Consider the following 24,392-nt stretch of genomic DNA (forward strand, 5'->3'; position numbering starts at 1 on the left):
CCCGTGGGTGCCCGACGACCCACGAGCACGACAGCGGACGGGAACCGGCCTCGGCCTGCTGCTGGCCCTGGTTCTCGGGGCCGTGCTGCTCACCGCCCTCCCGGACCGCGGTCAACGGGAGGGCGGCGCCTGTACACCGCACACGGTCGCCTCGTGGTCGGCCGACAAGCGTCTGACCGGTGAGTTCGCCCGCTACGGCGACGACGCGACCCGTACCGACGACTGGACCGGCGGCGACGGCACCCATTCGGTGCGGCTGCCGGACGGGCGGGTGCTGTGGCTGTTCTCGGACACCTATCTCGGGCAGGTGCACCGTCCGCCCAACCCGGTCGGCGAGTCGTACGCCTGGCGGGACACGACGGCCCCGCTGGTGCGCAACTCGGCCGTGGTGATGGACGGCAAGGGCCGCCTGCAGAGCACTCTCCCCACCCCGCTCTTCCCCGACCCCGCCCCGAACCAGTGGCGCTGGCCGGTCGCGGCCCGGGTCGAGCCCCGTTCCCCCGGCTCGTCCGAAAAGGTCGTCCGGGTGCTGCTGTGGGTGCGGGCGGCCGGGCAGTCCCCGTGGATCTACGGGATGCCCACCGCGACCGAGGTCGCCACGCTCTCCCTGCCCGATCTGCGGGTCGAGTCGGTCGTGAAGGTGCTCGACCAGAGCCTGGTGCCCGATCCGTCGCGTCGGATCCTGTTCGGTACGACGCTGGTGGACAGGGGTGGTTGGACGTACGTCTTCGGCGGCGACGACGGGCAGGCCGCGTCCCGGCCGGCCTCGTCGGCGTATGTGGCGCGGGTGCCCGAGGGACGGCTCGTGGACGCGGCCGCCTGGCGGTACTGGGACGGCTCGGGGTGGGGTGTCCGGCCGAGACCGGTGAGCGGGGCGAAGGTGGGCAGCGCGTTCTCGGTGGTGCGGGTGGGCGGGACGTATGTGCTGTTCACGATGGCCGCGGGGACGGCGGGGCTGACCACCGTGACCTCGTACTGGGCCTGCTCCCCCAGCGGGCCGTGGCACGGCCCGACGAGGAACTTCAGCCCCTCCCTGCCGACGGCAGGCGTCGCCGCGTACAACCCGCAGGTGCATCCGGAACTGAGCGGCGACGGGCGGCTGGTGCTGAGCTACGACGTCAACTGGCTGGAGACGACCGGCGCTTCGGCGAGCATCAACGCGAACGTGACCCTGTACCGACCGCGGTTCGTGACGGTGCGGCTGGTGCGGGCACGGTGACCTCGCCGGCGTCCGCCAGGGCGTCGTGCGAGCGGCGCTTGGCGATCACCGCGCACACCATCAGCTGCATCTGGTGGAAGAGCATCAGCGGCAGTACGGCCAGCGAGGCGTGTGCGCCGAACAGGACGCTCGCCATGGGCAGTCCGGAGGCGAGGGACTTCTTGGAGCCGGCGAACTGGATGGCGATGCGGTCCTCGCGGCCGAAGCGCAGCGCCTTGGCGCCGTACCAGGTCAGGGCCAGCATCACGGCGAGCAGCACGGCCTCGACGACCAGCAGGCCGCCCAGCCGCAGCGGGCTCACCTGGTGCCAGATGCCCTGGACCATGCCCTCGCTGAACGCGGTGTAGACGACGAGGAGTATCGAGCCGCGGTCGACCAGGCCGAGGACCTTCTTGTGCCGGGTGACGAACCCCCCAATCCAGCGGCGCAGGACCTGCCCGGCGAGGAACGGCACCAGCAGCTGCAGCACGATCTGGACGAGCGAGTCGGCCGAGAACCCCCCGGCGCTGCTGCCGAGGACGGCGGCCGCGAGGAGCGGAGTGATGACGATGCCGACCAGGGAGGAGAAGGAGCCCGCGCAGATCGCGGCGGGCACATTGCCGCGGGCGATCGACGTGAACGCTATCGACGACTGGATGGTCGACGGGACGAGCGTGAGGAACAGCAGGCCCTGGTAGAGCGGGTGCGTCAGGAGGACCGGGACGAGCCCGCGGGCGGCCAGGCCCAGCAGCGGGAAGACGACGAACGTACAGGCCAGGACCGTGACGTGGAGCCGCCAGTGCTTGAGACCGTCCAGCGCCTCACGCGTGGACAGCCGGACGCCGTACAGGAAGAAGAGGAAGGCGATCGCCGCCGTGGAGGCACCGGAGGCCACATCGGCCGCCGCCCCGCGCGCCGGGAAGAGGGCCGCCAGGCCCACCGTCCCGAGCAGCAGCAGGATGTACGGGTCGATCGGCATCCAACTCGGCCATTGCAGGCGTTTCACGGTGCTCCACTTGCTTGTCGCTGTCGGCGGTCCGGGGTCTGCCCGGTATCGGTCGAGGGCCGGAGGGCCCCCGTTCATTGTCCTCCTCCGGAGGTCGATCGGGAATCCGTCATACCGCTCTGACTGCCATCGCGATCCGCGATAAGCAGCTACCGTTGTCTCCATGTACGACCCGTCCCACCTGCGCACCTTCCTGGCGGTCGCCCAGACCTTGAGCTTCACGCAGGCCGCCCGGCGGCTCGGGCTGCGGCAGTCCACCGTCAGCCAGCACGTTCGCCGCCTGGAGGACGCCACCGGGCGCCAGCTGTTCTCCCGGGACACCCACTCCGTGGAGCTGACGGAGGACGGAGAGGCGATGCTCGGGTTCGCGCGACGGATCCTGGAGGTGCAGGAGCAGGCGTCGGCGTTCTTCACCGGCACACGGCTGCGCGGCCGGCTGCGCTTCGGCGCCTCGGAGGACTTCGTGCTGACCCGCCTGCCGGAGATCCTGGAGGGCTTCCGGCACGACCATCCCGAGGTCGACCTGGAGCTGACGGTCGAGCTGTCGGGCACCCTGCACGAGCAACTGGCCGCCGGGAAGCTGGACCTGGTGCTGGCCAAGCGGCGCCCGGAGGACCCGCGGGGCGAGCTGGTCTGGCACGACGAGCTGGTGTGGATCGGTGCGGAGCGGCTGCGCCTGGACGCCGACCGGCCGGTGCCGCTGATCGTGTTCCCGCCGCCGGGCATCACACGCGCCCTCGCCTTCGAGTCGCTGGAGCGGCAGGGCCGGCCGTGGCGCATCGCCTGCACCAGCGGCAGCCTGAGCGCCCTGATCGCGGCGGCCCGGGCCGGCCTCGGCGTCATGGCGCACTCCCGCGGCCTGATCCCGCCGGGCCTGGTCCGCGTCCCCGACCGCTTCGGCCTCCCCGAACTCGGCCGCGTCGACTTCGTCCTGGTCCACGGCACCCGCCGCACCTCGGCCCAGACCGCGGCGGACGCACTGGCGGCGACGATCCTGGCGGGCGGGGACCGGTTGCAGCGCAGGCGCAGTGGTTAGCGGGGCCTGGGCCGGTACGTCAGCTGCTTGACGTTGCGCAGGTACGGCGTCGCCTCGACGTGCTGGACACCTTCCAGCTGGCCGAGGGGGCCGCTGAGGTAGGCGTACAGGTCGGAGGTGCTTCTGACGACCGCGGTCGCCGTGACGTTGGTGGGGCCCGCGGTCGCGGAGACATGGGCGATCGGGGCGTGGGTGGCGAGGGCCTCGCCCACGGAGTGGAGAGCGGCGGGGGCGACGGTGAGCCAGAGGGCCGCCATCAAGGGGTGGCCGACGGTCTCGGGGTGGTACTCGCAGTCGATGTAGATCGCCCCGGAGGCGATCAGAGTGGCCAGGCGTCGCTTGACGGCGGACTCCGAGCGGCCGGTGGCGCGCTGGAGCTCGGGGTAGGTGGCGCGCCCGTCGCGCTCGAGTACGGCGAGCAGCGGCTCGTCCTCCGGGTCGATCCGGGCGGGACCCGGGTCGGGCACGGGATCGGGGGTGAGGGCCTCGATCTGGTCCGGGGCGAGCGCCGAGAACTTCGCCAACCAGCCCTGCGGGCCGCCGAAGAAGCGGTGCAGCTTCTGGTACGCGCGGATCTCCAGCAGCCGCGGGGTGCGCGGGAGCTTGCCCAGCAGCAGGTCGTCGCGGTCGCCCGCGTTGCGCGGCCGGGTGCCGAGCACGATCTCGGTGCCGCCGGAGGCCAGCCCGATCCAGCTGGTGTCGGGCCGTTTGGCGAGCGCCTCCGCGATGGTCTCGGCGCTGTCCGGGACGCAGCGCAGCCGCAGCGTCCAGTGGTCCAGGGCGAGCGCGTCGCTGTCCAGGACCGCGACGACCCGCAGGCCGCCCTCGGCGCACAGCCGCCGGTAGCGGCGCGCGACGGTCTGGTCGGAGACGCCGAGCACGGCGCCGATCCGGCTGAAGGAGGCCCTGCCATTGACCTCCAGCGCGCTCAGCAGCTGTAGGTCGAGCTTGTCGAAGACATCGGATTCCATCTCCATCCGGCCCACTCCCGTCGGATTCCGTCGCAGGGTGCCTGACTTCCGTTGCGATCTGCCGCGCACCCCCCATCGTACGGAGACATACGCGTCCGACGTACACGAAGCACAGGGAGTTGAGGACATGCGTACATGGGGGCCGCTCACGGCGGTGTGCCTGAGCACGTTCATGTTGTTGCTGGACGTGACCATCGCGGTGGTCGCGTTGCCGGACATGGCCGGGTCGCTGCACGCGTCGCTGAGCGATCTGCAGTGGGTGATGGACGGCTACGCGCTGGCGCTGGCCGCACTGCTGCTGGGGACGGGCGCCGCGGCCGACGTTCTGGGCCGGCGGCGGGTGCACGTCGTGGGTGTCGTGGTGTTCGCGACGGCCTCGCTGCTGTGCGGGCTGGCGAGCGGGCCGGGGATGCTGGTCGCCTCGCGCGCACTGCAGGGCCTCGGCGGCGCCGCGATGCTCGCGACCACACTGCCGCTGCTGGGCTCCGTCTATCAGGGCAAACAGCGTTCGGTGGCGCTCGGCGTGTGGGGCGCGGTCAGCGGCGCGGCGGCCGCGGTGGGACCGGTGCTCGGCGGGGTGCTGACGGACGGGCCGGGCTGGCGGTGGATCTTCTACGTCAATCTGCCGGTGAGCGTGGCCGCGGTGTGGCTGACGCTGAAGGTCGTACCGGAGTCGCACGGCTCGCGTGATCGGCGCATCGACTGGGCGGGCACGGTGACGTTCGCGGCCTTCGCGGGCGGGCTGACTTACGGCGCGGTGCGGGCCGGGGAGCACGGCTGGGGCGAGACGGGCACCCTCGCCACGTTCGCGGCGGCCGTGGTGGCGCTGGTCTGCTTCGTCGCCGTGGAGCGGCGCGGCGCCGACCCGCTGCTGGATCCGCGGCTCTTCCTGAACCCCCGGTTCTCCGTCGTGATGGTGGGCGCGCTCGCCTTCAACGCGGGGGCGTTCAGTCTCATGGCGTACGACTCGATATGGATGCAGTCGCTGCTCGGGATGAGCCCGGTGCGCGGCGGTGCGGTGTTCCTGTGGATGTCGCTGTCGGCGTTCGTGGTGGCGGCGGCCGGCGGGCGGCTGCTGCACGGGGTGCCGACGCGGATCACCGTCGGGGGCGGTCTGCTGCTGGTCGGCTCGGGACAGTTCTGCACGACGGGGCTGGACGCGGGGTCGACGGCGTCCGTGCTGATGCCGGGGCTGGTGCTGATCGGTGTCGGTACGGGGCTGGTGGCGCCCGGTATCGCGGGCGCTGCGCTGGCCGCCGTACCGCCGGAGCGGGCCGGGATGGCGGGCGGCGCCGTCAACACCTTCCGGCAGCTGGGGTACGCGCTGGGCATCGCCGTCTACGGCACCGTGCTGACGTCAGGCATGCAAAGCACGCTGCCGCACGACGCGGCCCACGCCCTGGCGGGCGGCGCGGCCGGTGCCCTGCGTAGGCCTTTCTCCGAGCATGCGCTGCGGTCGGCGTTCGCCTCGGGGCTCAACACGGCGGCGGTGGTGGCGGGGCTGACCGCGACGGCCGCCGGAGCGCTGGTGATCGTCCTGGTCAGGACGGTGCGCCCGAACCGGACGGAAGTAACGGAATCCTCCGCTCCGACGCTGACAGAGGAGAGGACGGTGCCCCTCGGACGAGGCCGCTGACGTGCGTCTGGGCCGGGAAACAGGTCGTACAGATTCGGTGGAGATTACGGGACCGAAACTTACTCAACCGTCAGTTTTCTGTCCGACCCTTCCGGATGTGAGCGCATTTTCCGGCCGTGACCAGCGTGTACCTGAACACTGCTCGGATTCGGCCCCCCTCCCGCCCTGTCGCCGTGTGGGGTAGCTTTCACGCCCTGTGCGGAGTAGCACTAAATCGGGCACTGAGGAGCGGGGAGCGGGGTTTGCGCGAGTTCACCAACCCTCCGTTGACGTTGTCACCGCCGGTGGGCGGCCTGGCCGACGTCGTCTTCGAGCGTGCCCAGGAAGACCCGTTGCACATCAGCCTCGGCCGCAAGGACGACCAAGGGCAGTGGCGTGATGTGACCTCGGCGGAGTTCCGGGACGAGGTGCTGGCCCTCGCCAAGGGGCTGCTGGCCCGGGGCATCCGCTTCGGCGACCGCGTCGCGATCATGTCCCGTACCCGCTACGAGTGGACGCTGTTCGACTTCGCGTTGTGGACGATCGGCGCCCAGGTGGTGCCGATCTACCCCACCTCGTCCGCGGAGCAGTGCTTCTGGATGCTCTACGACGCCGAGTGTTCGGCGGCGATCGTGGAGCACGAGGACCACGCGATGACGATCGCCACCGTCATCGACCGGCTGCCGCAGCTGCACCAGCTGTGGCAGCTGGACAACAACGCCGTGCAGGAGCTGTACGACGCGGGCGCGTACATCGACGACGACGTGGTGCACCGACATCGCCAGGCGGTCACCCCCGAGTCGACCGCGACGATCATCTACACCTCGGGCACCACGGGCCGCCCCAAGGGCTGCGTCATCCCGCACGGCAGCTTCATGTACGAGGCGGACACGGTCGCCGAGCGCTGGGATCCGGTCTTCCACTCCAAGAAGGGTGACGAGGCGTCGACCCTGCTGTTCCTGCCGCTCGCGCACGTCTTCGGGCGAATGGTGGAGGTCGCCGCCATCCGCGGCGGGGTGCGCTTCGGTCACCAGCCGCAGCTGAACGCGGCCGCCCTGCTGCCCGATCTGCAGGCGTTCAAGCCGACGTTCATCCTCGGGGTGCCGTACATCTTCGAGAAGGTCTTCAACGCCTCACGCCGCAAGGCCGAGAAGGAAGGCAAGGCCGGGCCGTTCGAAAAGGCCGTCGAGATCGCCGTGAAATACGCGGACGCCGTCGAGGCGAAGGCCTGGGGCATCGGTCCCGGCCCCTCGGCTGGGCTGCGCGTACAGCACCAGCTGTTCGACAAGCTCGTCTACTCCAAAGTGCGGGCCGCGATGGGCGGCCGCATCCGCAACGCCATCACGGGCGGCTCCGCCATGGACCGGCGGCTCGGACTGTTCTTCGCGGGCGCGGGCGTGCAGATCTACGAGGGTTACGGCCTCACCGAGTCGACGGCGGCCGCGACCGCCAACCCTCCCGGGCGCACCCGCTACGGCACGGTGGGCCAGCCCATCCCGGGCATGACCGTGCACATCGCGGACGACGGCGAGATCTGGCTGAACGGCCCGAACATCTTCCAGGGCTACCTCAACAACCAGAAGGCCACCGACGAGACCCTGCACGACGGCTGGCTCGCCACCGGCGACCTGGGCTCCCTCGACGAGGACGGCTACCTCACCATCACCGGCCGCAAGAAGGAGATCCTCGTGACCTCCGGCGGCAAGAGCGTCTCCCCCGGCCTGCTGGAGGAGCGCGTCCGCGACCATCCGCTGGTCAACCAGTGCATCGTGGTCGGCAACGACCGCCCCTACATCGCCGCCCTGGTCACCCTCGACCAGGAGGCCGTCGAGCACTGGCTGACGATGCGTGGCAAGCCGCAGATGTCGCCGGCCGAGCTGGTGCGGGACGCCGACCTGGAGACGGAGGTGCGGCGCTCGGTCGTCGCCGCCAACACCCTCGTCTCGCAGGCCGAGTCGATCCGCACCTTCCGGATACTGGCCCAGCCGTTCACCGAGGAACACGGTCTGCTGACCCCGTCCCTCAAGCTGAAGCGGAAGGCCATCGAGAACGCCTACGCCAACGAGGTCGAGGCGCTCTACCGGGCCTGAGCCGGTCCTGACGGTCCGTCAACTGATGTTGATGCGGAAGAGCTTGTCCGATCCGTCCGGCTGGTTGCCGTTGTTGTCGCAGTTGGTGGTCGACAGCCACAGCTGGTCGGCGCCCGGCACCTTGGTGACCGTACGCAGGCGGCCGTAGGTGCCGACGTAGTACGCGGTCGGTGTGCCGACGCTCTCGTTGTCCCCGTTGATCGGAATCCGCCACAGCCGCTCGCCGCGCAGGGACGCCATGTAGACGACGTTGCGGACGATCGCGATGCCGCTGGGCGAGGCCTCGGAGACGTTCCAGGTGGCCTTCGGGTTGGTCATGCCGGCGGTGCTGCAGCTGCCCTCGCAGATCGGCCAGCCGTAGTTGGCGCCCGGCTTGATGAGGTTGAGTTCGTCCTTGGAGCTGTTGCCGAACTCGGCTTCCCACAGGCGGCCGTTGCGGTCGAAGGCGAGGCCCTGCGGATTGCGGTGGCCGAGGCTGTAGACGTAATTGCCGAACGGGTTGCCGGGGGCCGGCTTGCCGTCCGTCGTCATGCGCAGGATCTTGCCGTTGAGGGAGTTCTTGTCCTGTGCGAGGTCGGGTGTCTGGGCCTCGCCGGTGGAGACGTAGAGGTAGCCGTCGGGACCGAAGGCGAGGCGGCCGCCATTGTGGTAGCGGTTCTTCTTGATGCCCTGGAGGAGGATCTTGTAGTCGCTGAGCTGGGTGCCGTCGTACGTCATGCGCACCACGCGGTTGCCCTCGGACGCGGTGTGCATGAAGTAGACGTAGTGGTTGGTCTCCCACTTGGGGTCGACGGCGACGCCGAGGAGACCGCCCTCGCCGTTGGTGGTGACCGCGTTGGGCACGGTACCGACCTGTGTCCTCGCCCCTGCCTTCGTGACCTTCCAGACGCGGAAGTCGTCCCGCTCGGTGATCAGTGCGGTCTGGCCGTCGGGCATCCAGTACGTCCCCCAGGGGATCGTCCAGCCCGAGGACAGGGTGGAGATGGAGGACGGGACGCCGCCGTCGGTGGCGCAGGCCTTGGTGGTGAAGGTGACGGTGTTGCTCTCCGGGGAGACGTTGCCGGCCGCGTCACGGGCGACGACGTTCAGCGAGTACGGGCTGTTGCAGGCGAGCCCGGTGAGCGTGGTCGACGTACCGCTCGTGACGGACTTGTAGACGGTGGTGTCACTGCGCACGTCGTACGCGACGACCGCCCGGTCGTCCGTCGAGGCGCCCCAGGTCAACTCGGCGCTGTTCGCGGTCACGTTGGCGGCCGAGAGCGTGCCCGGCTTCGTCGGCGGGGTGGTGTCGGAGCTGGGCTTGGTGGTGCAGTCGACGACGGGGCTGGCGGACGAGGTGTTGCCTGCCGCGTCGCGGGCGATGACGGTGAGGTTGTAAGTGGTGTTGGGCGCAAGGCCGGTGAGTGCCTTGCTCGTCGAACTGCCGGGCGCCTCATCGATCTTGTTGCCGTGCTCGTAGATGTCGTACGCCGTCACGCTCACGTTGTCGGTGGAGGCGCCCCAGGCCAGGGTGAGGCCGTCCTCGCCGATGTCGGAGCAACTGGGCTGTCCGGGACGGGTGGGGGCCTGGGTGTCGGCGGCCGTGCCGATGCTGATGCGGTCGAGGTTCGGGCCGCCGTTGGCAGTCGTGGCGGTCGCGCGGATCTTGTTGGTGCCCGCGGCCAGCGGGACGTTGACGCTCTTGGTGGCCCAGGTGTTCCAGTCGGCGGTGGCCGGGAAGGAGACGCCGGAGGCGACCACCGTGCCGCCGACGGAGATGTCCATCGGGCGGTCGGTGGCGGTGCCGTTGGCGTACCGCAGGGTGACCGAGGCGGTGCCCGCGGAGGCCGCGCTGACCGTGAACTCCACATAGGAGCCCTTGACGTTGGTGTAGTCGACGAAGCCGGTGCCCGTGTAGCCGGTGTGGTTGGTGGCCACGGTGCCCTGTGCGACCGTCGCGTCCTCGGCCTGGTAGTCAGTGGCGGCGAGCGCGGTGCCCTGGCTCAGGCCGGCGAGGGGCAACGCGAGGGCCACGGTGAGGCCGTACGGCAGAACTCTCTTGAGATTCATGGATGTTCCCCTCAGCCCGTGTACTGGGCGAAGACCTTGAGGTAGTCGTACGGCTGCTGCGACAGACCGCTGCACGAGTCGCCGTCGGTGCCTGAGCCGCAGGGCCGGTCGCGGTTCACGGACCAGTAGGTGAGGCGCCCGATGTGGTGCTGCTGGGCGTAGGCGAGCATGGTCTTGAAGTCGGCGACGCGGACGCGCTCACCGGAGTCGTCGGTCTTGCCGTTCATGGACGACAGGCCGATGTGGGCGTACGCGGTGGCGTCGTTGTAGCCGTACGCGGACTTGACCCGTGCCTTGAGGCCCTCCATGGCCTGGGTGGTCAGGGTGCCCATGTTGGTGGAGCCGCCGCCGAAGTCGAACGGCATGATGCACCAGACGTCGTTCGCGAGGCCGGAGTTCGCGGCCCGCTTGATCATGTCGACGCCGGTGGAGTCGGGGCCGGACGTCGTCGTGCCGAAGGTGATGACGGTCTTGAGGCCGGGGTTGTCGGCCTTCACCTTCTTCAGCGCGTCGACGACGCGCTGTCGCACGGTGGCGTTCGACCACTCGGTGTTCTCGATGTCGATGTCGAGGGCCTTCAGCTTGTAGGCGTTGATCACCTTCTGGTAGGCCCCCGCCAGCGCGGAGGCGCTGGTGCACTTCTCGCCGAGCTTGGCCCCGCTCCAGCCGCCGACGGAGACGATCACGTCACCGCCGGCCCCTCTGATCGCGTTGATCTTGGACTGGTCGTTGCCGCCGGTCAGCGGGCGCGAGCCGTCCCACTTGGGGTTGCAGGTGCCGTCGGAGAGGATGAACGCCATCGTGAACCACTTGACGCCGGTCGCCGACATCACCGAGGTGGGGCTGGGCGGGTTGCCCCAGCCGAGGTACTCGTAGGGGGCGACGGCGAAGCCGGGTGAGGCGGCGGCCGTCCTGAGGGCGTTGACAGGGTTCACACGGATCAGCCGTGTTTCGCCCGGCCGCAGCGTCGCGCTGTACGAGTCCGCGATCACGCCCTTGTGCGAGCCGGACCAGAGGTCCGTGACATCACCGGAGCCGGTGAAACCCACCTGCGACCAGTTCACAGCGACCGACGTGCTGCCGGACGTACCGGTGTTGAACAGCGCGACCACATAGGCGCCGCTGTTTTCGCGTTTGCTCCAGACCTGCTTGACACCACTGTTCACAACGCGTTTCGCCGCGACCCCGTCCTGGTCCACGCCGATCAGCCGGTCGTTGGTGAGCATCGCCTTGTCGACGGAGTCGAGGTGGGTGAGGTCGGTGCCGAGCAGCAGCGGGGAGGCTGCCATCGCCCACAGGGTGAAGTGCGAGCGCCGCTGGTCGGCCGTCAGGCCCGCCTGGTCGCCGTTGCCGATCTCCAGCGAGTCCAGGTCGTTCCAGCCGCCGGGCCCTGCGTACGGCTGCCAGGACGCGGCCGTGTTGAAGCGGGCCGAGACGTGCGACCAGTCGGTGAGCGGATAGCCGCTGCCGTTGGAGCCGGGCCCGCAGTAGCACTCGACGTCGCCCTGGGTGCGCCAACTGTTCGCCAGCTTGCGCCAGGTGGACGCGTCGGCGATCGGGAGGTTGTTGGAGAGCGCGAAGTTGATGGGCCGTCCGCTCGCCCGGAGCGCCTTGTCCCAGGCCCGGACGTCGGGGACGTCCTGGCTGCCCACACCGTCGATCTTCAGGTAGTCGACTCCCCAGGAGGCGAACTGCTTGGCCCACGAGTTCACGAACTCCTGCGCGCCCGGCTTGGAGTAGTCGATGTAGTACATGTTCTTGCAGTTGTAGTTCTTCTCGGTCTTCGAGGTGTCCGCGATGTCCTTCGCGTGATACGAGGTCCCTTCGATCGGCGTGTTCTTCAGTACCGCGTTCTTCGCGATGCCCGGCGTGACGTAGAAGCCGAACTTCAGGCCCTTGGAGTGGACGTAGTCGGCGAGCGCCTTGATGCCGGACGGGAATTTGGCCGTGTCGACGGCCCACCGCCCGTAGGAGTCGACGGCGAAGCCGTTGGAGTCGCACTTCTGCCAGAAGTCGTCGAGGTTGACGTAGACGAAGCCGTGGTCCTTCAGGCCGCCGGCGACGAGCGCGTCGGCCTGCGCCTTGATCTTCGCTTCGGTCGGCTGCCGGCGCACGAAGCTCCAACTGCTCCAGCCCATGGCGGGCCGGACGGACTGGCCGTTGTCCGATGCGGCCGCGGGGTGGGCGGTGCCCACGAGCGGCACCGCCGCGGCGGTGAGCAGGCCGGCCACCGCGGCCGTGAGTGATCTGAACCGGTTCATGACTGTCCCCCGTTCGCGGGCGTCGCGTAGGACGTGCCGATCCACGCCTCGTCGACGCGCAGCCGCTTGTAACGTGTCGTGTCGGTGGAGGCGGCCCAGGTCGAGTCGACTTCTAGGCGCACATAGCGGGCGTTGGCCGCGGTCAGGTCAATGCCCTGGATTCCACGGCGACTTGGCAACTGCCCGGTCTTGACCGCACTCCCCCAGTTCGAGCCGTCGTTGCTGACATACACCTTGTAGTCCTTGATCCGCGCCGACTGCTCGGTGTCCGAGCGGGCGTAGGCGACGGAGTCCTCGCGCTGGTTGAGCCCGATGTACTGGACCTTCCTGGCCGAGCCGAGGTCGAAGGTGAGGTTGACGGGCAGGGTCTTGTTGTTGTCCCAGTAGGTGAGGTAGTCGCCGTCGCCCGCGGCCGCCCCGGCATGTTCGCTCGCGGAGGCACTCGCGGTCACCTTGACGCCGGTGAGGATGCCCTGGCGGCCGGCGGTGGTGACCTTGAAGACGGTGTCGTACGGGTCCCAGTCGCCGAGCCCGGTCAGGGTCAGCACTCCGCCGGACTGCGACCACGAAACCGCCTTTCCCGTACGGAGGTTGGTGACGGAGGCGATGCGGTAGCCGTTGTCGCGGATGCGCAGGGTGCTGGTGCTGGGCGGGGTCAGGACATGGACGTACTGCAGGTTCGGGTCGCTCTTGCTGACCGTCGTGACACCGTGCGCCCCGTCGTTCCAGAAGCCGGGCTTGAGGCCGCCGTACATGTAGCCGCCGCCCTCGGTGCCGTGCAGGGACCCCCAGATGGGCGCGAGGTAGGAGTCGGCGAAGTTGTTGAAGGCTGCCTGGTTGGCCGGGAACTTGCCGTTGACCTGGGCGGTTTCGGCCATCAGGGCCTTGACCGAGGAGCCGGCGTTGGTGATCAGCCGGCCCAGGGTGAGCTTCTTGTCGACGGCCGGGTCGGAGCCGTCGTACCACCAGGCGCCGGTCGAGGGCAGTTTGAAGTCGGCCTCGGTCAGGCGGGGTTGGGCGGTGTAGATCGCCTGCGGGTAGTCGTACGACGGGGTCATGCCCGTCTTCTGCTCGTTGCTGATCATGTCCATGATCGGCGTGTCTTCGTTGTTGTTGCTGAGCGTGTAGTTGGGGCGCTTCTGGTAGATCTGCCGGTAGAGGTCGTGGCTCTCCCAGTACGCGTTGTCGTTGTCGATCCAGAAGCCGCCGAGGTCGGGGTAGCGGTCCATGACCTCGAAGAAGTTGTCGTAGCTGAACTGCCCGAAGCCGTCGCGGGTGGTCAGGTCGACGTTCTTGCCCTTGTAGGCGGAGTAGGCGGCCGAGTCGAGCCACTCGTGGCCGCCCTCGTCGTGCCACTTGGGGTCGTCGGTCATGTAGAGGATGACCTTCAGGCCCTTGGCCTTGGCGGCGGTGATCAGCTCGCCGAGGAAGTCCCGTTCGGTGGAGCAGGAGCCGGGGATCTTGGACGGCCAGGGGCGGGCGTAGCCGAGGCGGCTGTGGAAGGTGGCGAGGACGAGGTACTGGGTGTGCAGCTTCTGCGCCTCCTTCACCCAGTAGTCCGGTGTCCAGCCGCCGTTGGTGACGTCGTTCTCCCAGGCGGTGCAGCTGGTGTGGGCGGGTGCGGTGCGCAGGCCCCAGTGCAGGAAGAGCCCGCCGACGGAGGCTCGGAGGAAGTCCTGGCGGGGGTTCTCCAGGTCGAGGGGCCGTACGGCGCTCGCGCAGTTCTCGGTGGATCCACTGCTCGACACGCGCAGCGTCACCCCGGTCAGGCAGTACCCGTCCACGTTCTGGAAGCCCATGTCGTACGGCGAGTCGGAGCCGTGCTGGGCGGTGAAGTCGGTGAAGCGGAGGCCGCTCGCCGCGTTGGCGATGACCGCGGGGCGGCCGTCATCTGCGGCGAACTTCACCGAGCTGTGGGTGAATTGGACGTTGTCGGCGTTGTGCAGGTACCAGCCGTAGGCCGGCCGGGTACCGATGGCCTTCGGGTTGTAGTCCTTGGGGTCGTTGCTCGGAACTCCGGTGGACATGGTGCCGTTGCCGCCGGGCACGGTGATGTTGACGTTGTTGAAGGTGACGCCTTCGATCCGGTGGCCGGTCTCGCCCCACAGGGTCGGGCTGAAGGACGGGCTGTTGCCGGTGGCCGTGATGTTGTCGTACGTGACGTCGCTGATCGATCCGACACCGGGACTGTTGCCGCATCGCTTCCGGGTGCCGAGCTTCTCCATGATCGGCGAGTGGACGTTCGCCATCGTGATGTCGCGGTAGTGGACGTCGGAGATCTTCGCGCCGTCCATCGACACCATGCCTAGGCCGGACTTGTCGGCGCCGTCGATCCGGATCTTCTCGAACTGGTAGTCCGAGAAGTCTCCGCAGGTCTCGGAGCCGAACATCAGGGCGTTGCAGCAACGGGCCGACAGAGAGGAGTCGTTGACGCGGACGTGGCCGTTGGCGAGCTTGGCGCCGAGGGCGTAGTCGCTCTTGAAGACGAGCGCGTCGTCGTTGGCCTTGATGTTCGCGTTCGTCACCGTGACGTCGGTCGTGGAGATGATGTTCCAGCCGTCGCGGTCGCTCGCGGTGTCGATGGTCAGATGGTCCGAGGTGACGTTCTTGCAGCCGTTGATCAGCGCGGCGAAGTGACCGCCGCGGCGCAGCGTGAGGCCGTCACCGATGCGGAGTCCGTCGCAGCGCGTCAGCGAGATGATCTTGTCGGCCTCGCCGGACTTCGGGTTGCCGGTGATCAGGTTGCCCATGCCGTCGATGGCGCCCTGGCCGACGAAGCCGATGTCGGTCAGCCTGTCGCCGTAGATCATCGCGTCGCGGAAATGGCTGTGCCCGTAGTCCTGGTAGGCGTCGTACGGGTTGGACTCAGCCTTGTCGTAGGTGTCCGCGCCGGAACCCTGGAGCGTGGCGCCCTTGTCGAGCTGGAGCGTCACATGGCTCTTCATGTGGATGGTGTTCTTGGACTTGTAGGCGCCGGCGGGGAAGCGGACGATGCCGCCGCCACTGGCCGAACTCGCCGCCGTGATGGCCTTGTTGATGGCCGGGGTGTCGTTGGCGGAGCCGTCCGCCTTGGCTCCGTAGTCACGGACGTCGTAGACGGCGGCGGCGCGTGGGGTGGTCTTCGGGGCCGCGAGCGCGGCGGGGTGGGCGAGTCCGAGGACGACGGCGATGACGAAGAACACGATCGCCGCCGCCCCCTGCCGCTGTGCGGTGGGGGGTCTCATGTGATGCTCTCTCAGACGAGTTGGTAGCCGCGGAGGTTGGTGAGCAGCAGGTAGGTGTCCTGCAGGGACCCGGAGGTGTCGCCCAGGGAGCGGTAGATGCCCCACTTCGGGCGCACGCGGTCGTCCAGGAAGGTGTCGACGCCGGTCTTCGAGGCGTCGACGACGGTCGAGCCGCCGGACTTGAGGATCCAGCGGACCGAGCCCGCCGAGCCGTTGCCGACCTTGATCTGGAAGTCGACGTCCGTCCATTTGTCGTGCAGCGGGTCCAGGTCGGTGCGGCCGACGAGGATGTCGTCGATGGCGAGTTTGAGCTCGATGGTCTGCTTGCCGTTCACCCGGCGCAGCGACTGCACGACGATCGGCGAGGTGCCGTTGCCGGGCTGCTTCATCTGCATGATGTGGGTGAAGGTGGTGGTCGCCTTCAGCGAGCTCGGAATGTACATCGAGTACGTGACCCGCCAGGTCTGGCCCTCGGTCCACTTGAGGTAGTTGCTGCCGCTGCCGTTGCGCAGGCCGGTGACCTCCTGGCGCTGGCGGTCCGTCGAAGTGTCGCGGTCGACCGTGTGCATGTTGAAGCGCCAGTTGTTGCCGGTGGCGAAGATGTGCGGATGACCGGCGGGGTGCGAGTCGGCGCGGTCGTCCTCGACCGTCTCGAAGGCGCCGAGGCCGTCGCCGCTCGCGGTCGGTGCCCACTTCTGCTGCCAGGAGGCGGCGTGAGCGGTGGTGGCCGGGAGGCCGACCGCGGCCGTGGCTGCGCCGCCCAGAGCCGCGCCCAGCACCACCCTTCTGGATGTGCTCATGACACTAATCACCTCGCAGTTGTTCGTTCATGATCAGGAAGGCGCCCAGGCCGTGGAAGTCGTTGGTGGCCCGGGTGCGGGCGACGTAGTACGCGTAGTCGCCGACGTTCGTGCCGATGGAGATGTCGGCAAGGTTCGTGCGGCCGTCCGGGCCGATCGAGAGCTTGGCCAGCACGCCCTGGTAGCCGCGGCGGGCGACGTCCGCGTAGTGCGGGTCGAGGTAGTGCTGCTGGGCTCCGCGCGACAGGGCGTAGGTGAACATGCTGGAGCAGGACGTCTCGGTCCAGTTGTCGCTCCGGCCGCCCTTGTCGATCACCTGGAACCAGCGTCCGGTCGCCGGGTCCTGGTACCTCTCCAGGCCCGCCGCCAACTTCCGGAAGATGCCGAGGAGTTGGGCCCGGCGCGGATGGTTCGCGGGGATCGCGTCCAGGACGTTGACGACCGCCATGGAGTACCAGCCGACCGCGCGGCACCAGTGCTCCGGGGCGAGCCCGGTCTGCGGGTCGGCCCAGCTCGCGCTCTTCGACTCGTCGTAGGCGTGCCTGAGCAGACCGTTCGCCACCTGGAGATGGCTGCCGTAGACGTAGAGCTGCTTTGCCGCCTCGTCGTCGGTGTACGCGCTGTCGCCGAACTCCTTGCCGTACTCGACGAGGAACGGGTTCACCATGTAGACGCCGTCCGACCAGAGTTGGTGGGCGCGGCTGGAGGTGTCCGCGTGCCAGAAGCCGCCGTCGGCGGTGCGCGGGTAGGTGGCCAGACGGTCGAGGATCTTCTTCGCGGCCTTGCGGTAGCGGTCCTGGCCGGTCTCGTGGTGCAGGATCACCAGCAGCCGGCCGGCCTGCATGCTGTCCAGGTTGTTGAAGGACTGGTCGATGGAGCCGTCGCTCTTCACGAAGCGGTCGACGTAGTTCTTGATGTACGTGAGGTAGCGGGCGTCGTGCGTGCGCCTGTAGGTGAGGTACTGGCCGTAGAGGTAGAGGCCGACCGGGTAGGACCAGCCGCCGATGGTGCTCGGGGTGTAGCGGGCCGTGGTGGAGTCGACGACGGCCACGGACCAGTCGGGGGCGGCGGCCGGACGGTGTGCGGGCGCGGACGCGGGAGCGGCGGTCGGAGGCGGTGTCGCCGCCGGCAGGGTGACCAGGCCGGCGGTGACGAGGGCGAGGGTCGTCAGTGCCGTCCGCAGACGTCTGGGGCTCATGTTCCTCCCTTTCGGTAGACGTACGCGAGGTCGCCGCGCGGCCCCTGCACGAGATCGCGTACGAGGTGGTGGTCGGGGGCGTGCCGGCAGGCCGGGTCGGTGCGGCCGGCGTCGCCGGTGAGGGCGTACGCCTGGCAGCGGCAGCCGCCGTGGTCGGTGTCACGCAGCGCGCAGCCGCGGCAGGGCTCGGGCATCCAGGACTCGCCGCGGTAGGCGTTGAAGGTCTTCGACTCCCGCCAGATCCAGGCCAGTCGACGCTCGCGCACGTTCGGCGGGTCGAGGTCCGGGAGGGCGGCCGCGGCCGGGCAGGGCAGGACCGTGCCGTCCGGGGCGACGGTGAGCGAGAGCGCACCCCACCCGCCCATGCAGGGTTTCGCGGTGGCGTCCACCCAGTCCGGGGCGACCCACACCAACTCCACTGCTCCATCGAGGAGTTCACGCCAGCGGGAGATCGAGGCGCGGGCCTGTTCGACCTGTTCGCGGGTGGGCAGCAGGGCCGCGCGGTTGTGCAGGGCCCAGCCGTGGAACTGCGTGTGTGCGAGTTCGATGCGGTCGGCGCCCCACGACAGACCGAGGGAGATCAGGTCGTCGAGGGCGCCGAGGTTGGCGCGGTGGAGCACGATGTTGAGGCCGAAGGGGAGACCGGAGGCGCGGATCAGCCGGGCGGCGCGCTCCTTGGCCGCGAAGGAGCGGGCGCCCGCGATGCGCTCGGAGGCCCGTGGATCGGCGTGCTGCACCGAGAGCTGCACGCTGCGCAGCCCGGCCGCGGCGAGTTCCGCCATGCGCCGCTCGCTCAGGCCCACCCCGCTGGTGACCAGCTGGGTGTAGAGGCCTGCGGTGTCCGCGGCCTCGACGATACGGGGCAGATCGCGTCTGAGCAGGGGTTCGCCGCCGGAGAGGTGTGTCTGCACGACACCCAGGTCGGCGGCCTGCCGGAACACATCGGACCACTGCTGGGCATCCAACTCCCTTGACCGACCGACCAGTTCGACGGGATTGGAGCAGTATCCGCAGCGCAGCGGACAGCCGTGGGTGAGTTCGGCGAGCAGCGCCCAGGGGGCGTCCACGGTCATCTGAGCCAGCCCTCCTTCCGTAACGTGGCGAGGAAGTCGGGGACTTCGTCGGCGACGGGCGCGCCGGGATACCGTGCGCCGAGCTCGGCGACGATGTCGTCCACCGGGCGCGTGCCGTCGCAGAGGCGGAGGACGGGGCCCGCGCTGCCCCGCAGCACGACCACCCGCTCCGGGAGCAGCAGCAGATCGGTGTCCCGCACCCGGTCGTGGCGCAGGACGACACCGCGGGAGAGAGCCGGACGCCAGCTCATGTCCCGCTCCCGTCCGCCGCGCCCGCCCCGTCCACCGCGTCCAGCAGCGACCACAGCACGTCGCACTTGAACTCCAGTGCGGCCAGCGCGCGTTGCTGCTGTTCGCGGGTGCGGGCGAGGTCGAGGACCAGGGTGAGAGCCTCGGCCCCGTCCCGGCCGCCCTGGCCGATACGGGTGCGGAAGTAGGCGAGGCCGTCGGGGTCGATCCAGGGGTAGTGCCGCTCGAAGGCGGCGATACGGGTGCGCATCAGGCCGGGTGCGGACAGCTCCGTCAGCGATGCGGCGATCGCGTCCAGCGCGGGGTGCAGGCGGCAGAAGTTGACGTATCCGTCGACCGCCAGGCGCACGCCGGGCAGCACCCGGGAGCCGTCCCACAGTTCGTCGCGGTGCAGGCCGGCCGCCTCGCCGAGGCGCAGCCAGCGCTCGATCCCGCCCTCCCCGTCGGCCGTGCCGTCGTGGTCCTGGATACGGCGCAGCCAGGACCTGCGCAGCTCGGGCCGGTCCAGCTGGGCGAGGATCAGGGCGTCCTTGACGGGGATGTGGCGCTGGTAGTGGAAGCGGTTGGCGATCCAGCGGCGCAGCTCCGGCGGGCTCAGTTCGCCGCGGTGCATCCGCAGGTTGAAGGGGTGGCGGTCGTGGTAGCGCTTCGCGGCGACGGCGCGCAGCCGCTCGGTGAACTCGGCGGTTCCCAAGACGGTGGCGCCGTCGGCACGAAGGGGTGTCGCGGTCACGGTGCGGTCGCCGTGCGGCCGGTCAGCGGTCGCCGAGGGCGTAGGCGGTCACTTCGAGAGCGGTCTCCACCACCGCATAGCCAGGGCTTTGCCAGACGTTTTCATCGGATGTCTCACGCGTCTCCTGGAGGGGCTGTTCCGTCCGGAGGGCGTGCTGGACCGTCTCGTTCATGCGGCTGTACCTGCTTTCCTGAGGGGTGGGGGGTAGGGGAGGCCCAGACAGGCGCTAGGTGTTCACATGCATGCACCGAGTTCATGAACTCGTTCGGTGGCGCGATCCAGAGTTGCGGGAGGAAGGGCCGCCGTCAATGGTCCGGACCGAAGACGTCGGATGCATTTCCGGACAATCCCCGGATCCATCAACTGACTCATCGGTCAGTTCGGACGGATTATCCCGTCAGGAATGCATGACCGCCCGTGATCGTTGACGATAGGAGTGCCACCTGACGACAACCGTAAGGATCAAGAGCTCGTGAGCAGCAAGGTCCCCCCGATCATCCTCAACAACGGCGTCGAGATGCCCCAGCTGGGCTTCGGCGTCTGGCAGGTGCCGGACGACGAGGCGGAGCAGGCTGTCGCCACCGCGTTGGAGGCCGGGTACCGCAGCATCGACACAGCGGCGATCTACGGCAACGAGGCGGGCACCGGCAAGGCGATCGCCGCCTCCGGCATCCCCCGCGAGGACATCTTCCTCACCACCAAGCTCTGGAACCGCGACCAGGGCTACGACTCCACGCTGCGCGCCTTCGACGCGTCGCTGGACAAGCTCGGCGTGGAGTACGTCGACCTGTACCTGATCCACTGGCCGACCCCGGCCCGGGACAAGTACGTCGACTCGTACAAGGCGTTCGAGAAGCTGCACGCCGACGGCCGTATCCGGGCGATCGGCGTCTCCAACTTCGAGCCCGACCACCTTCAGCGGCTGATCGCCGAGACGTCGGTCATCCCGGCGGTCGACCAGATCGAGCTGCACCCGCACCTGCAGCAGCACGCGGCCCGCGAATACCACGCGGAGCAGGGCATCGCCACCGAGGCCTGGTCGCCGCTCGGTTCGGGCAAGGGCCTGCTGGAGGTCCCGGCGATCGTCGCCATCGCCCAGAAGCACGGCCGCACCCCGGCCCAGGTCGTGCTGCGCTGGCATCTGCAGCTGGGCAACGTCGTGATCCCCAAGTCCGTGACGCCGTCCCGGATCAAGGAGAACATCGAGGTCTTCGACTTCAGTCTGGACACCGAGGACCTTGCGGCGATCAGCGCGCTCAACGAGGACCGGCGCCTGGGGCCGGACCCGTCGACGTTCAACATGGCCTGACGGCCGCCCCGGTACCCACGTCGGCCCCCGCCGGACAGCGGGGGCCGACGTCTGCCCGGAGCCGCAGTCCGGCCAACTCCCGTACGGGACGCGTCAGTCGCCCCGCACTTCCGCATAGACGACCTCGAACTCCTCCAGTCCGATCACGGTCACATGCGCCTTGGCCACACCCTCGTGCCGGGCCGCCGCCTGGGGCCCGCGGGACGCGACGAGGGAGCCGTGGTCCGTGAACAGCGCGCCGACCAGACCGCGTCCGCGCTCCCGGTCGACGAGCAGGGACGTCCTGGCCAGCCCGGACAGGGTCTCGAGCCTGGGCACCACCGACGCGCGGAAGGTCTCGGTGAGCAGATCCGCGTCCATCGGGTCGAACTCCAGCCTGGTGAGCCGCAGTCCGCCGCCCGCCTCCGGCTGCCGTACCTGGTGGACGACCACCGCCTCGTAGTTCTCGACCGCGGTCGTCGCTGCGAACGGTTCCAGCAGCGCGCCGCGCCGCTCGCGCATGACCTCGTCGCTGTTGCGCCGGGCCTCCTCGGACTCCCACCAGCTCACGGCCAGCAGCTTGCCGAGTTCCCGGTCCACGAAGATGCCGGCCCCGCGGTAGCCCGGACGCTCCTCCAGCAGATCCCGCCCCTGTGAGTTCAGTGCCCTGATGGCCGTGTCGACCTTCGCCGGATCCCCGGTCGCATACACCGTGCGAACGAACATGACGCCTCGCCTCCCAGAAGTCGGGCGCATATCTGGCTATTCCGTCTCTCCAGTCTTCTCCTCCGGGCAAACCGCTGCAATCAGGGCCGTATACGCCGTCGTAGCGCGGAAGTCCAGACCAAGGGGTTGACGGGAGCATGCAGAGGGGGCCACCTTGTACGGCACCCGAGTAAGGAAACTTTCCTAACAGAAGGGTCCCCCACAGTGCGCATACGAACACTGACCCTCGCCGCGGCCTCCGGGGCCGCACTGCTCGCCGCCGGAGTGCTCCCTGCGAACGCCTCCGGCACGGCAGGACCGGCGTCCACCCGGGAGGGCTCGGTCAGCGCGGCCGACCTGCTCGCCAAGGTGACGTCCTGTTCCCAGATCTCCAACGGCAAGTACAAGACCGACGACGAGACCTCGGCCACGATCCCGGTGTGCGGCAAGAACGGTGCCGTGTTCTGGAAGGCCGACATGGACATCGACTGCGACGGACAGCGCACCTCGAAGTGCAACGAGAACACCGACCCCTGGTACCAGGACGACACGGCGTTCCACCAGTCCAACGGCAAGCCGCTCAAGGCCGATTCACTGCCGTACGTCGTCGTGCCCAGCTCCAGCAGCATCTGGAACTACTCCGGCGCCGGCATCAAGGGCGGCGGCGTGGTCGCCGTGATCTACAACAACAAGGTCGAGTACGCCGTCGTCGGCGACACCGGCCCCACGAAGATCATCGGCGAGGCCTCGTACGCCACCGCCCAGGCCCTCGGCATCGATTCCAACCCCGAGACCGGCGGCACCGACTCCGGCGTGACCTACATCCTGTTCAAGAACTCGCAGGTATCCCCCATCGAGAGCCACAGCGCGGCGGTCTCGCTGGGGGATCAGCTGGCGAAGAAGTTCCTGCAGAACAACTGAGGATCCGGGGGAAACATGCTCCAGAACAGCCCAACTGGCCTTTGACAGCGGCCAGTTGGACTGCCCCTCACATCCCGTGGACAGCCGTGTGCACCGTGTGTGCCGCCAGTACGAACACGTCCGGGCGGTGATGGACGCTCGCCTTGTCGTCGGGGTCGAGCAGCCGGTCCAGGGTGGCGCGGTCGGTGGCGTCGAGATGGTCGCCGAGGGCGTCGCGAAGGCGGGAGAGGGAGGCGGCGACGTAGGCGCGGGCGCGGTCCTTGGCCGGGGCGGGCAGGTCGAGCAGGAAGGTGCGGGTGCCGGTGGGCCGCAGGCCCGCGGCGGCCATCAGCGCCGGCCAGTCCTCGGCCTCGGCGACCGCACCGGGCAGGCTCGACCGCATCTCGGCGAACCACTCCTCCTCCAGCACATCGAGGCGCGCCTGCAGACCGGGACGGCCGATCCCGATGTCGCGCGGCAGAAAACGCGCGGGCAGACCACCCTCCATGATCGCGAGTGTGCCGCCAGGTGCGAGCCGCGCGGCGAAGGCGGCGAGGGCGGCCCGCTGGTCGCCGATGTGGTGCAGGCTGCGGCTGGCCCACAGCAGATCGGCGGGGTAGTCCAACTCGTCCAGTACGCCGGGCAGTTCACCGGCGAGCGTACCGAAGCGATCGCCGACACCCAGGCGGTCGGCCCGGGCACGGGCCCGCTCCAGCAGCGGCTCCGAGCCGTCGACCGCGACGACCCGGGCCCCCGGAAAGGCCTCGGCGAGCAGACAGGCGACCACGCCGGGCCCGCTGCCCGCGTCGACGATCAGCCCCGGTTCGGTCTGCTTGTCGGTCAGCCAGGACATGGCCCGCTCGTACAGCGACGTGAACAGCTCCGCCTGCGATTCCAGCAGCGGGGCCATCTCGGCCCAGTCGATGTCGGTGTGGTCGTGGTGTCCGTGGCCGTGGTCCTGGTGTCCGTGGTGGTGTCCGTGCGCCATGGTGGTCAGCCTCTCGTCCGGGTGCGGCCAGCGTGCGACGACGCACCGCGAGAGGGCCAGCACTGTTGCCGTCATGGCAAAAACCGGCGGCAAAAATCAGGTGCGCGCCGCCGACCGGGTCACCCACGATGGCCCCATGGACAGCGAACTGGTGGAGAGCTTCCTCACGGACGGCTTCGTGAAGATCGAGGGGGCGTTCCCGCCGCGGGTCGCCGAGGACTGCGCACGGCTGCTGTGGAAGGAGACGGGTTACGACCCCGACGACCCCGGCACCTGGAAGGACCCGGTGGTCTGGGTACCCGGCATGGGGCAGGGACCGTTCGCCGCGGCCGCCAACTCCCCCGCCCTGCATGAGGCGTTCGACCTGCTGGTGGGCGAGGGCCGCTGGCAGCCGCGCTACGGACTGGGCACCTTCCCGCTGCGGTTCCCGCACGAGGAGGAACCGGACGACGCGGGCTGGCACATAGAGGGAAGCTACCTCCCCGAGGGCGCCACGCTGTGGCATACGAACCTGCGCTCACGCGAGCGCGCCCTGCTGATGCTCTTCCTGTTCAGCGAGGTCACCGAGGCCGACGCCCCGACCCGCATCCGGGTCGGCTCGCATCTCGACGTTCCTGCGGTGCTGGAGCCGTACGGCGACGAGGGCGCCTCCTTCATGGAGCTCGGCCCGAAGGTCGCGGCAGCCTCCGCGCACCGCCCACTCGCGCACGCCACCGGCCGCCCCGGCGACGTCTACCTATGCCACCCGTTCCTGGTCCACGCGGCCCAGCCCCACCACGGCACCCGCCCCCGCTTCATGGCCCAGCCACCCCTGATGCCGGCAGTCCCCTACGAACTGAACCGCCCGGACGGCGACTACTCAGCGGTGGAGTTCGCAATCCGCCGGGCCCTGACCAACCAGGGCTGACCCCCGCGCCCCTCTTTTAGGGGCGCGGGGCTGTATCTATTTGCGGCTACCGCCGCGTGGGCGCGACCAGCCACAAACGGCCGGCAGTTTTAGATCTCAGC

At 69.3% G+C, this 24,392-nt stretch carries 20 protein-coding genes; 7 read left to right on the forward strand and 13 right to left on the reverse strand.

Going from position 1 to position 24,392, the window contains the following annotated elements; all coding sequences use genetic code 11:
• Positions 1–7 precede the first annotated feature (7 nt).
• Positions 8–1,219, forward strand: coding sequence for a DUF4185 domain-containing protein (locus ACFY10_RS14915; protein WP_390665485.1), 1,212 nt, complete (start codon positions 8–10; stop codon positions 1,217–1,219).
• Here ACFY10_RS14915 and ACFY10_RS14920 read toward each other — a convergent pair.
• Entirely contained in the window at positions 1,155–2,177 is a 1,023-nt protein-coding gene (locus tag ACFY10_RS14920; protein ID WP_390665580.1) for a bile acid:sodium symporter family protein, read from the reverse strand. The two genes, ACFY10_RS14915 and ACFY10_RS14920, sit on opposite strands and share 65 nt — an antisense overlap.
• Before the next feature lie 190 nt (positions 2,178–2,367).
• On the opposite strand from ACFY10_RS14920, the gene ACFY10_RS14925 reads away from it, so the two are divergent.
• Entirely contained in the window at positions 2,368–3,240 is an 873-nt protein-coding gene (locus ACFY10_RS14925; RefSeq protein ID WP_390665486.1) for a LysR substrate-binding domain-containing protein, read from the forward strand.
• Here the strand turns inward: ACFY10_RS14925 and ACFY10_RS14930 are convergent.
• A complete protein-coding gene (locus tag ACFY10_RS14930) occupies positions 3,237–4,217 on the reverse strand; it encodes an Lrp/AsnC family transcriptional regulator (RefSeq protein ID WP_390665487.1) in 981 nt (326 codons plus the stop codon). The genes ACFY10_RS14925 and ACFY10_RS14930 overlap by 4 nt on opposite strands.
• A gap of 121 nt (positions 4,218–4,338) precedes the next feature.
• Here ACFY10_RS14930 and ACFY10_RS14935 point away from each other — a divergent pair, with 121 nt between their 5' ends.
• Both ACFY10_RS14935 and ACFY10_RS14940 read left to right on the forward strand, forming a co-directional pair.
• Positions 4,339–5,847, forward strand: coding sequence for an MFS transporter (locus ACFY10_RS14935; protein ID WP_390665488.1), 1,509 nt, complete (start codon positions 4,339–4,341; stop codon positions 5,845–5,847).
• Positions 5,848–6,089: 242 nt separating this feature from the next.
• The gene (locus ACFY10_RS14940; protein WP_390665489.1) at positions 6,090–7,916 is read left to right on the forward strand and encodes an AMP-dependent synthetase/ligase; all 1,827 of its coding nucleotides are present in this window, start codon (positions 6,090–6,092) and stop codon (positions 7,914–7,916) included.
• 18 nt (positions 7,917–7,934) lie between these two features.
• On the opposite strand, the gene ACFY10_RS14945 is transcribed toward ACFY10_RS14940, so the two are convergent.
• Genes ACFY10_RS14945 through ACFY10_RS14985 form a run of 9 tightly spaced genes read right to left on the reverse strand, consistent with a single transcriptional unit; the run spans position 7,935 to position 19,675 of the window.
• Positions 7,935–9,965: a PQQ-dependent sugar dehydrogenase gene (locus ACFY10_RS14945; RefSeq protein WP_390665490.1), complete on the reverse strand. Its 2,031-nt coding sequence runs from the start codon at positions 9,963–9,965 to the stop codon at positions 7,935–7,937.
• 11 nt (positions 9,966–9,976) lie between these two features.
• Positions 9,977–12,226, reverse strand: a complete 2,250-nt coding sequence (locus ACFY10_RS14950) for an alpha-galactosidase (RefSeq protein WP_390665491.1) — start codon at positions 12,224–12,226, stop codon at positions 9,977–9,979.
• Positions 12,223–15,450, reverse strand: coding sequence for a glycosyl hydrolase family 28 protein (locus ACFY10_RS14955; protein ID WP_390665492.1), 3,228 nt, complete (start codon positions 15,448–15,450; stop codon positions 12,223–12,225). Before ACFY10_RS14955 ends, ACFY10_RS14950 begins: the two co-directional genes overlap by 4 nt.
• 11 nt (positions 15,451–15,461) lie before the next feature.
• Positions 15,462–16,250 (reverse strand): heparin lyase I family protein, encoded by a 789-nt coding sequence (locus ACFY10_RS14960; RefSeq protein ID WP_390665493.1) that lies wholly within the window; start codon positions 16,248–16,250, stop codon positions 15,462–15,464.
• A 4-nt stretch (positions 16,251–16,254) separates the two neighbouring features.
• On the reverse strand, positions 16,255–17,448 hold the full coding sequence (locus ACFY10_RS14965; protein WP_390665494.1) for a glycoside hydrolase family 105 protein: 1,194 nt from the start codon (positions 17,446–17,448) through the stop codon (positions 16,255–16,257).
• Positions 17,445–18,521, reverse strand: a complete 1,077-nt coding sequence (pqqE, locus tag ACFY10_RS14970) for a pyrroloquinoline quinone biosynthesis protein PqqE (protein WP_390665495.1) — start codon at positions 18,519–18,521, stop codon at positions 17,445–17,447. The genes ACFY10_RS14965 and pqqE overlap by 4 nt, the downstream gene beginning before the upstream one ends.
• Positions 18,518–18,772, reverse strand: coding sequence for a pyrroloquinoline quinone biosynthesis peptide chaperone PqqD (gene pqqD / locus ACFY10_RS14975; RefSeq protein WP_390665496.1), 255 nt, complete (start codon positions 18,770–18,772; stop codon positions 18,518–18,520). Before pqqD ends, pqqE begins: the two co-directional genes overlap by 4 nt.
• Positions 18,769–19,503, reverse strand: a complete 735-nt coding sequence (gene pqqC / locus ACFY10_RS14980; protein ID WP_390665497.1) for a pyrroloquinoline-quinone synthase PqqC — start codon at positions 19,501–19,503, stop codon at positions 18,769–18,771. Before pqqC ends, pqqD begins: the two co-directional genes overlap by 4 nt.
• Positions 19,504–19,525: 22 nt before the next feature.
• Positions 19,526–19,675, reverse strand: coding sequence for a pyrroloquinoline quinone precursor peptide PqqA (locus tag ACFY10_RS14985; protein ID WP_390665498.1), 150 nt, complete (start codon positions 19,673–19,675; stop codon positions 19,526–19,528).
• 300 nt (positions 19,676–19,975) lie between these two features.
• Between ACFY10_RS14985 and ACFY10_RS14990 the strand changes: the two genes are divergently transcribed.
• Complete coding sequence (locus ACFY10_RS14990; RefSeq protein ID WP_390665499.1) at positions 19,976–20,812, forward strand: aldo/keto reductase; 837 nt, start codon at positions 19,976–19,978, stop codon at positions 20,810–20,812.
• 93 nt (positions 20,813–20,905) lie between these two features.
• Here the strand turns inward: ACFY10_RS14990 and ACFY10_RS14995 are convergent, their stop codons facing one another.
• Positions 20,906–21,517, reverse strand: coding sequence for a hypothetical protein (locus ACFY10_RS14995; RefSeq protein WP_390665500.1), 612 nt, complete (start codon positions 21,515–21,517; stop codon positions 20,906–20,908).
• A gap of 204 nt (positions 21,518–21,721) precedes the next feature.
• Between ACFY10_RS14995 and ACFY10_RS15000 the strand changes: the two genes are divergently transcribed.
• A complete protein-coding gene (locus tag ACFY10_RS15000; protein WP_390665501.1) occupies positions 21,722–22,417 on the forward strand; it encodes a glycoside hydrolase family 75 protein in 696 nt (231 codons plus the stop codon).
• A gap of 67 nt (positions 22,418–22,484) precedes the next feature.
• On the opposite strand, the gene ACFY10_RS15005 is transcribed toward ACFY10_RS15000, so the two are convergent.
• Positions 22,485–23,384: a class I SAM-dependent methyltransferase gene (locus ACFY10_RS15005; RefSeq protein ID WP_390665581.1), complete on the reverse strand. Its 900-nt coding sequence runs from the start codon at positions 23,382–23,384 to the stop codon at positions 22,485–22,487.
• A gap of 136 nt (positions 23,385–23,520) precedes the next feature.
• On the opposite strand from ACFY10_RS15005, the gene ACFY10_RS15010 reads away from it, so the two are divergent.
• Positions 23,521–24,291 carry a phytanoyl-CoA dioxygenase family protein gene (locus ACFY10_RS15010; RefSeq protein ID WP_390665582.1) on the forward strand — a complete coding sequence of 257 codons (771 nt, stop codon included), beginning with the start codon at positions 23,521–23,523 and terminating at the stop codon, positions 24,289–24,291.
• Positions 24,292–24,392: the final 101 nt, after the last annotated feature.

This window comes from Streptomyces sp. NPDC001401, from assembly GCF_042895385.1.
Lineage (GTDB): Bacteria > Actinomycetota > Actinomycetes > Streptomycetales > Streptomycetaceae > Streptomyces.

Excerpts from the sequence above, each read along its gene's own strand:
- ACFY10_RS14920 (WP_390665580.1), bottom strand. The coding sequence starts at position 2,177 with ATGCCGATCGACCCGTACATCCTGCTGCTGCTCGGGACGGTGGGCCTG.
- ACFY10_RS14925 (WP_390665486.1), top strand. The coding sequence starts at position 2,368 with ATGTACGACCCGTCCCACCTGCGCACCTTCCTGGCGGTCGCCCAGACC.
- ACFY10_RS14930 (WP_390665487.1), bottom strand. The coding sequence starts at position 4,217 with ATGGAGATGGAATCCGATGTCTTCGACAAGCTCGACCTACAGCTGCTG.
- ACFY10_RS14935 (WP_390665488.1), top strand. The coding sequence starts at position 4,339 with ATGCGTACATGGGGGCCGCTCACGGCGGTGTGCCTGAGCACGTTCATG.
- ACFY10_RS14945 (WP_390665490.1), bottom strand. The coding sequence starts at position 9,965 with ATGAATCTCAAGAGAGTTCTGCCGTACGGCCTCACCGTGGCCCTCGCG.
- ACFY10_RS14950 (WP_390665491.1), bottom strand. The coding sequence starts at position 12,226 with ATGAACCGGTTCAGATCACTCACGGCCGCGGTGGCCGGCCTGCTCACC.
- ACFY10_RS14955 (WP_390665492.1), bottom strand. The coding sequence starts at position 15,450 with ATGAGACCCCCCACCGCACAGCGGCAGGGGGCGGCGGCGATCGTGTTC.
- ACFY10_RS14960 (WP_390665493.1), bottom strand. The coding sequence starts at position 16,250 with ATGAGCACATCCAGAAGGGTGGTGCTGGGCGCGGCTCTGGGCGGCGCA.
- ACFY10_RS14965 (WP_390665494.1), bottom strand. The coding sequence starts at position 17,448 with ATGAGCCCCAGACGTCTGCGGACGGCACTGACGACCCTCGCCCTCGTC.
- pqqE (WP_390665495.1), bottom strand. The coding sequence starts at position 18,521 with ATGACCGTGGACGCCCCCTGGGCGCTGCTCGCCGAACTCACCCACGGC.
- pqqD (WP_390665496.1), bottom strand. The coding sequence starts at position 18,772 with ATGAGCTGGCGTCCGGCTCTCTCCCGCGGTGTCGTCCTGCGCCACGAC.
- ACFY10_RS14985 (WP_390665498.1), bottom strand. The coding sequence starts at position 19,675 with ATGAACGAGACGGTCCAGCACGCCCTCCGGACGGAACAGCCCCTCCAG.
- ACFY10_RS14995 (WP_390665500.1), bottom strand. The coding sequence starts at position 21,517 with ATGTTCGTTCGCACGGTGTATGCGACCGGGGATCCGGCGAAGGTCGAC.
- ACFY10_RS15005 (WP_390665581.1), bottom strand. The coding sequence starts at position 23,384 with ATGGCGCACGGACACCACCACGGACACCAGGACCACGGCCACGGACAC.
- ACFY10_RS15010 (WP_390665582.1), top strand. The coding sequence starts at position 23,521 with ATGGACAGCGAACTGGTGGAGAGCTTCCTCACGGACGGCTTCGTGAAG.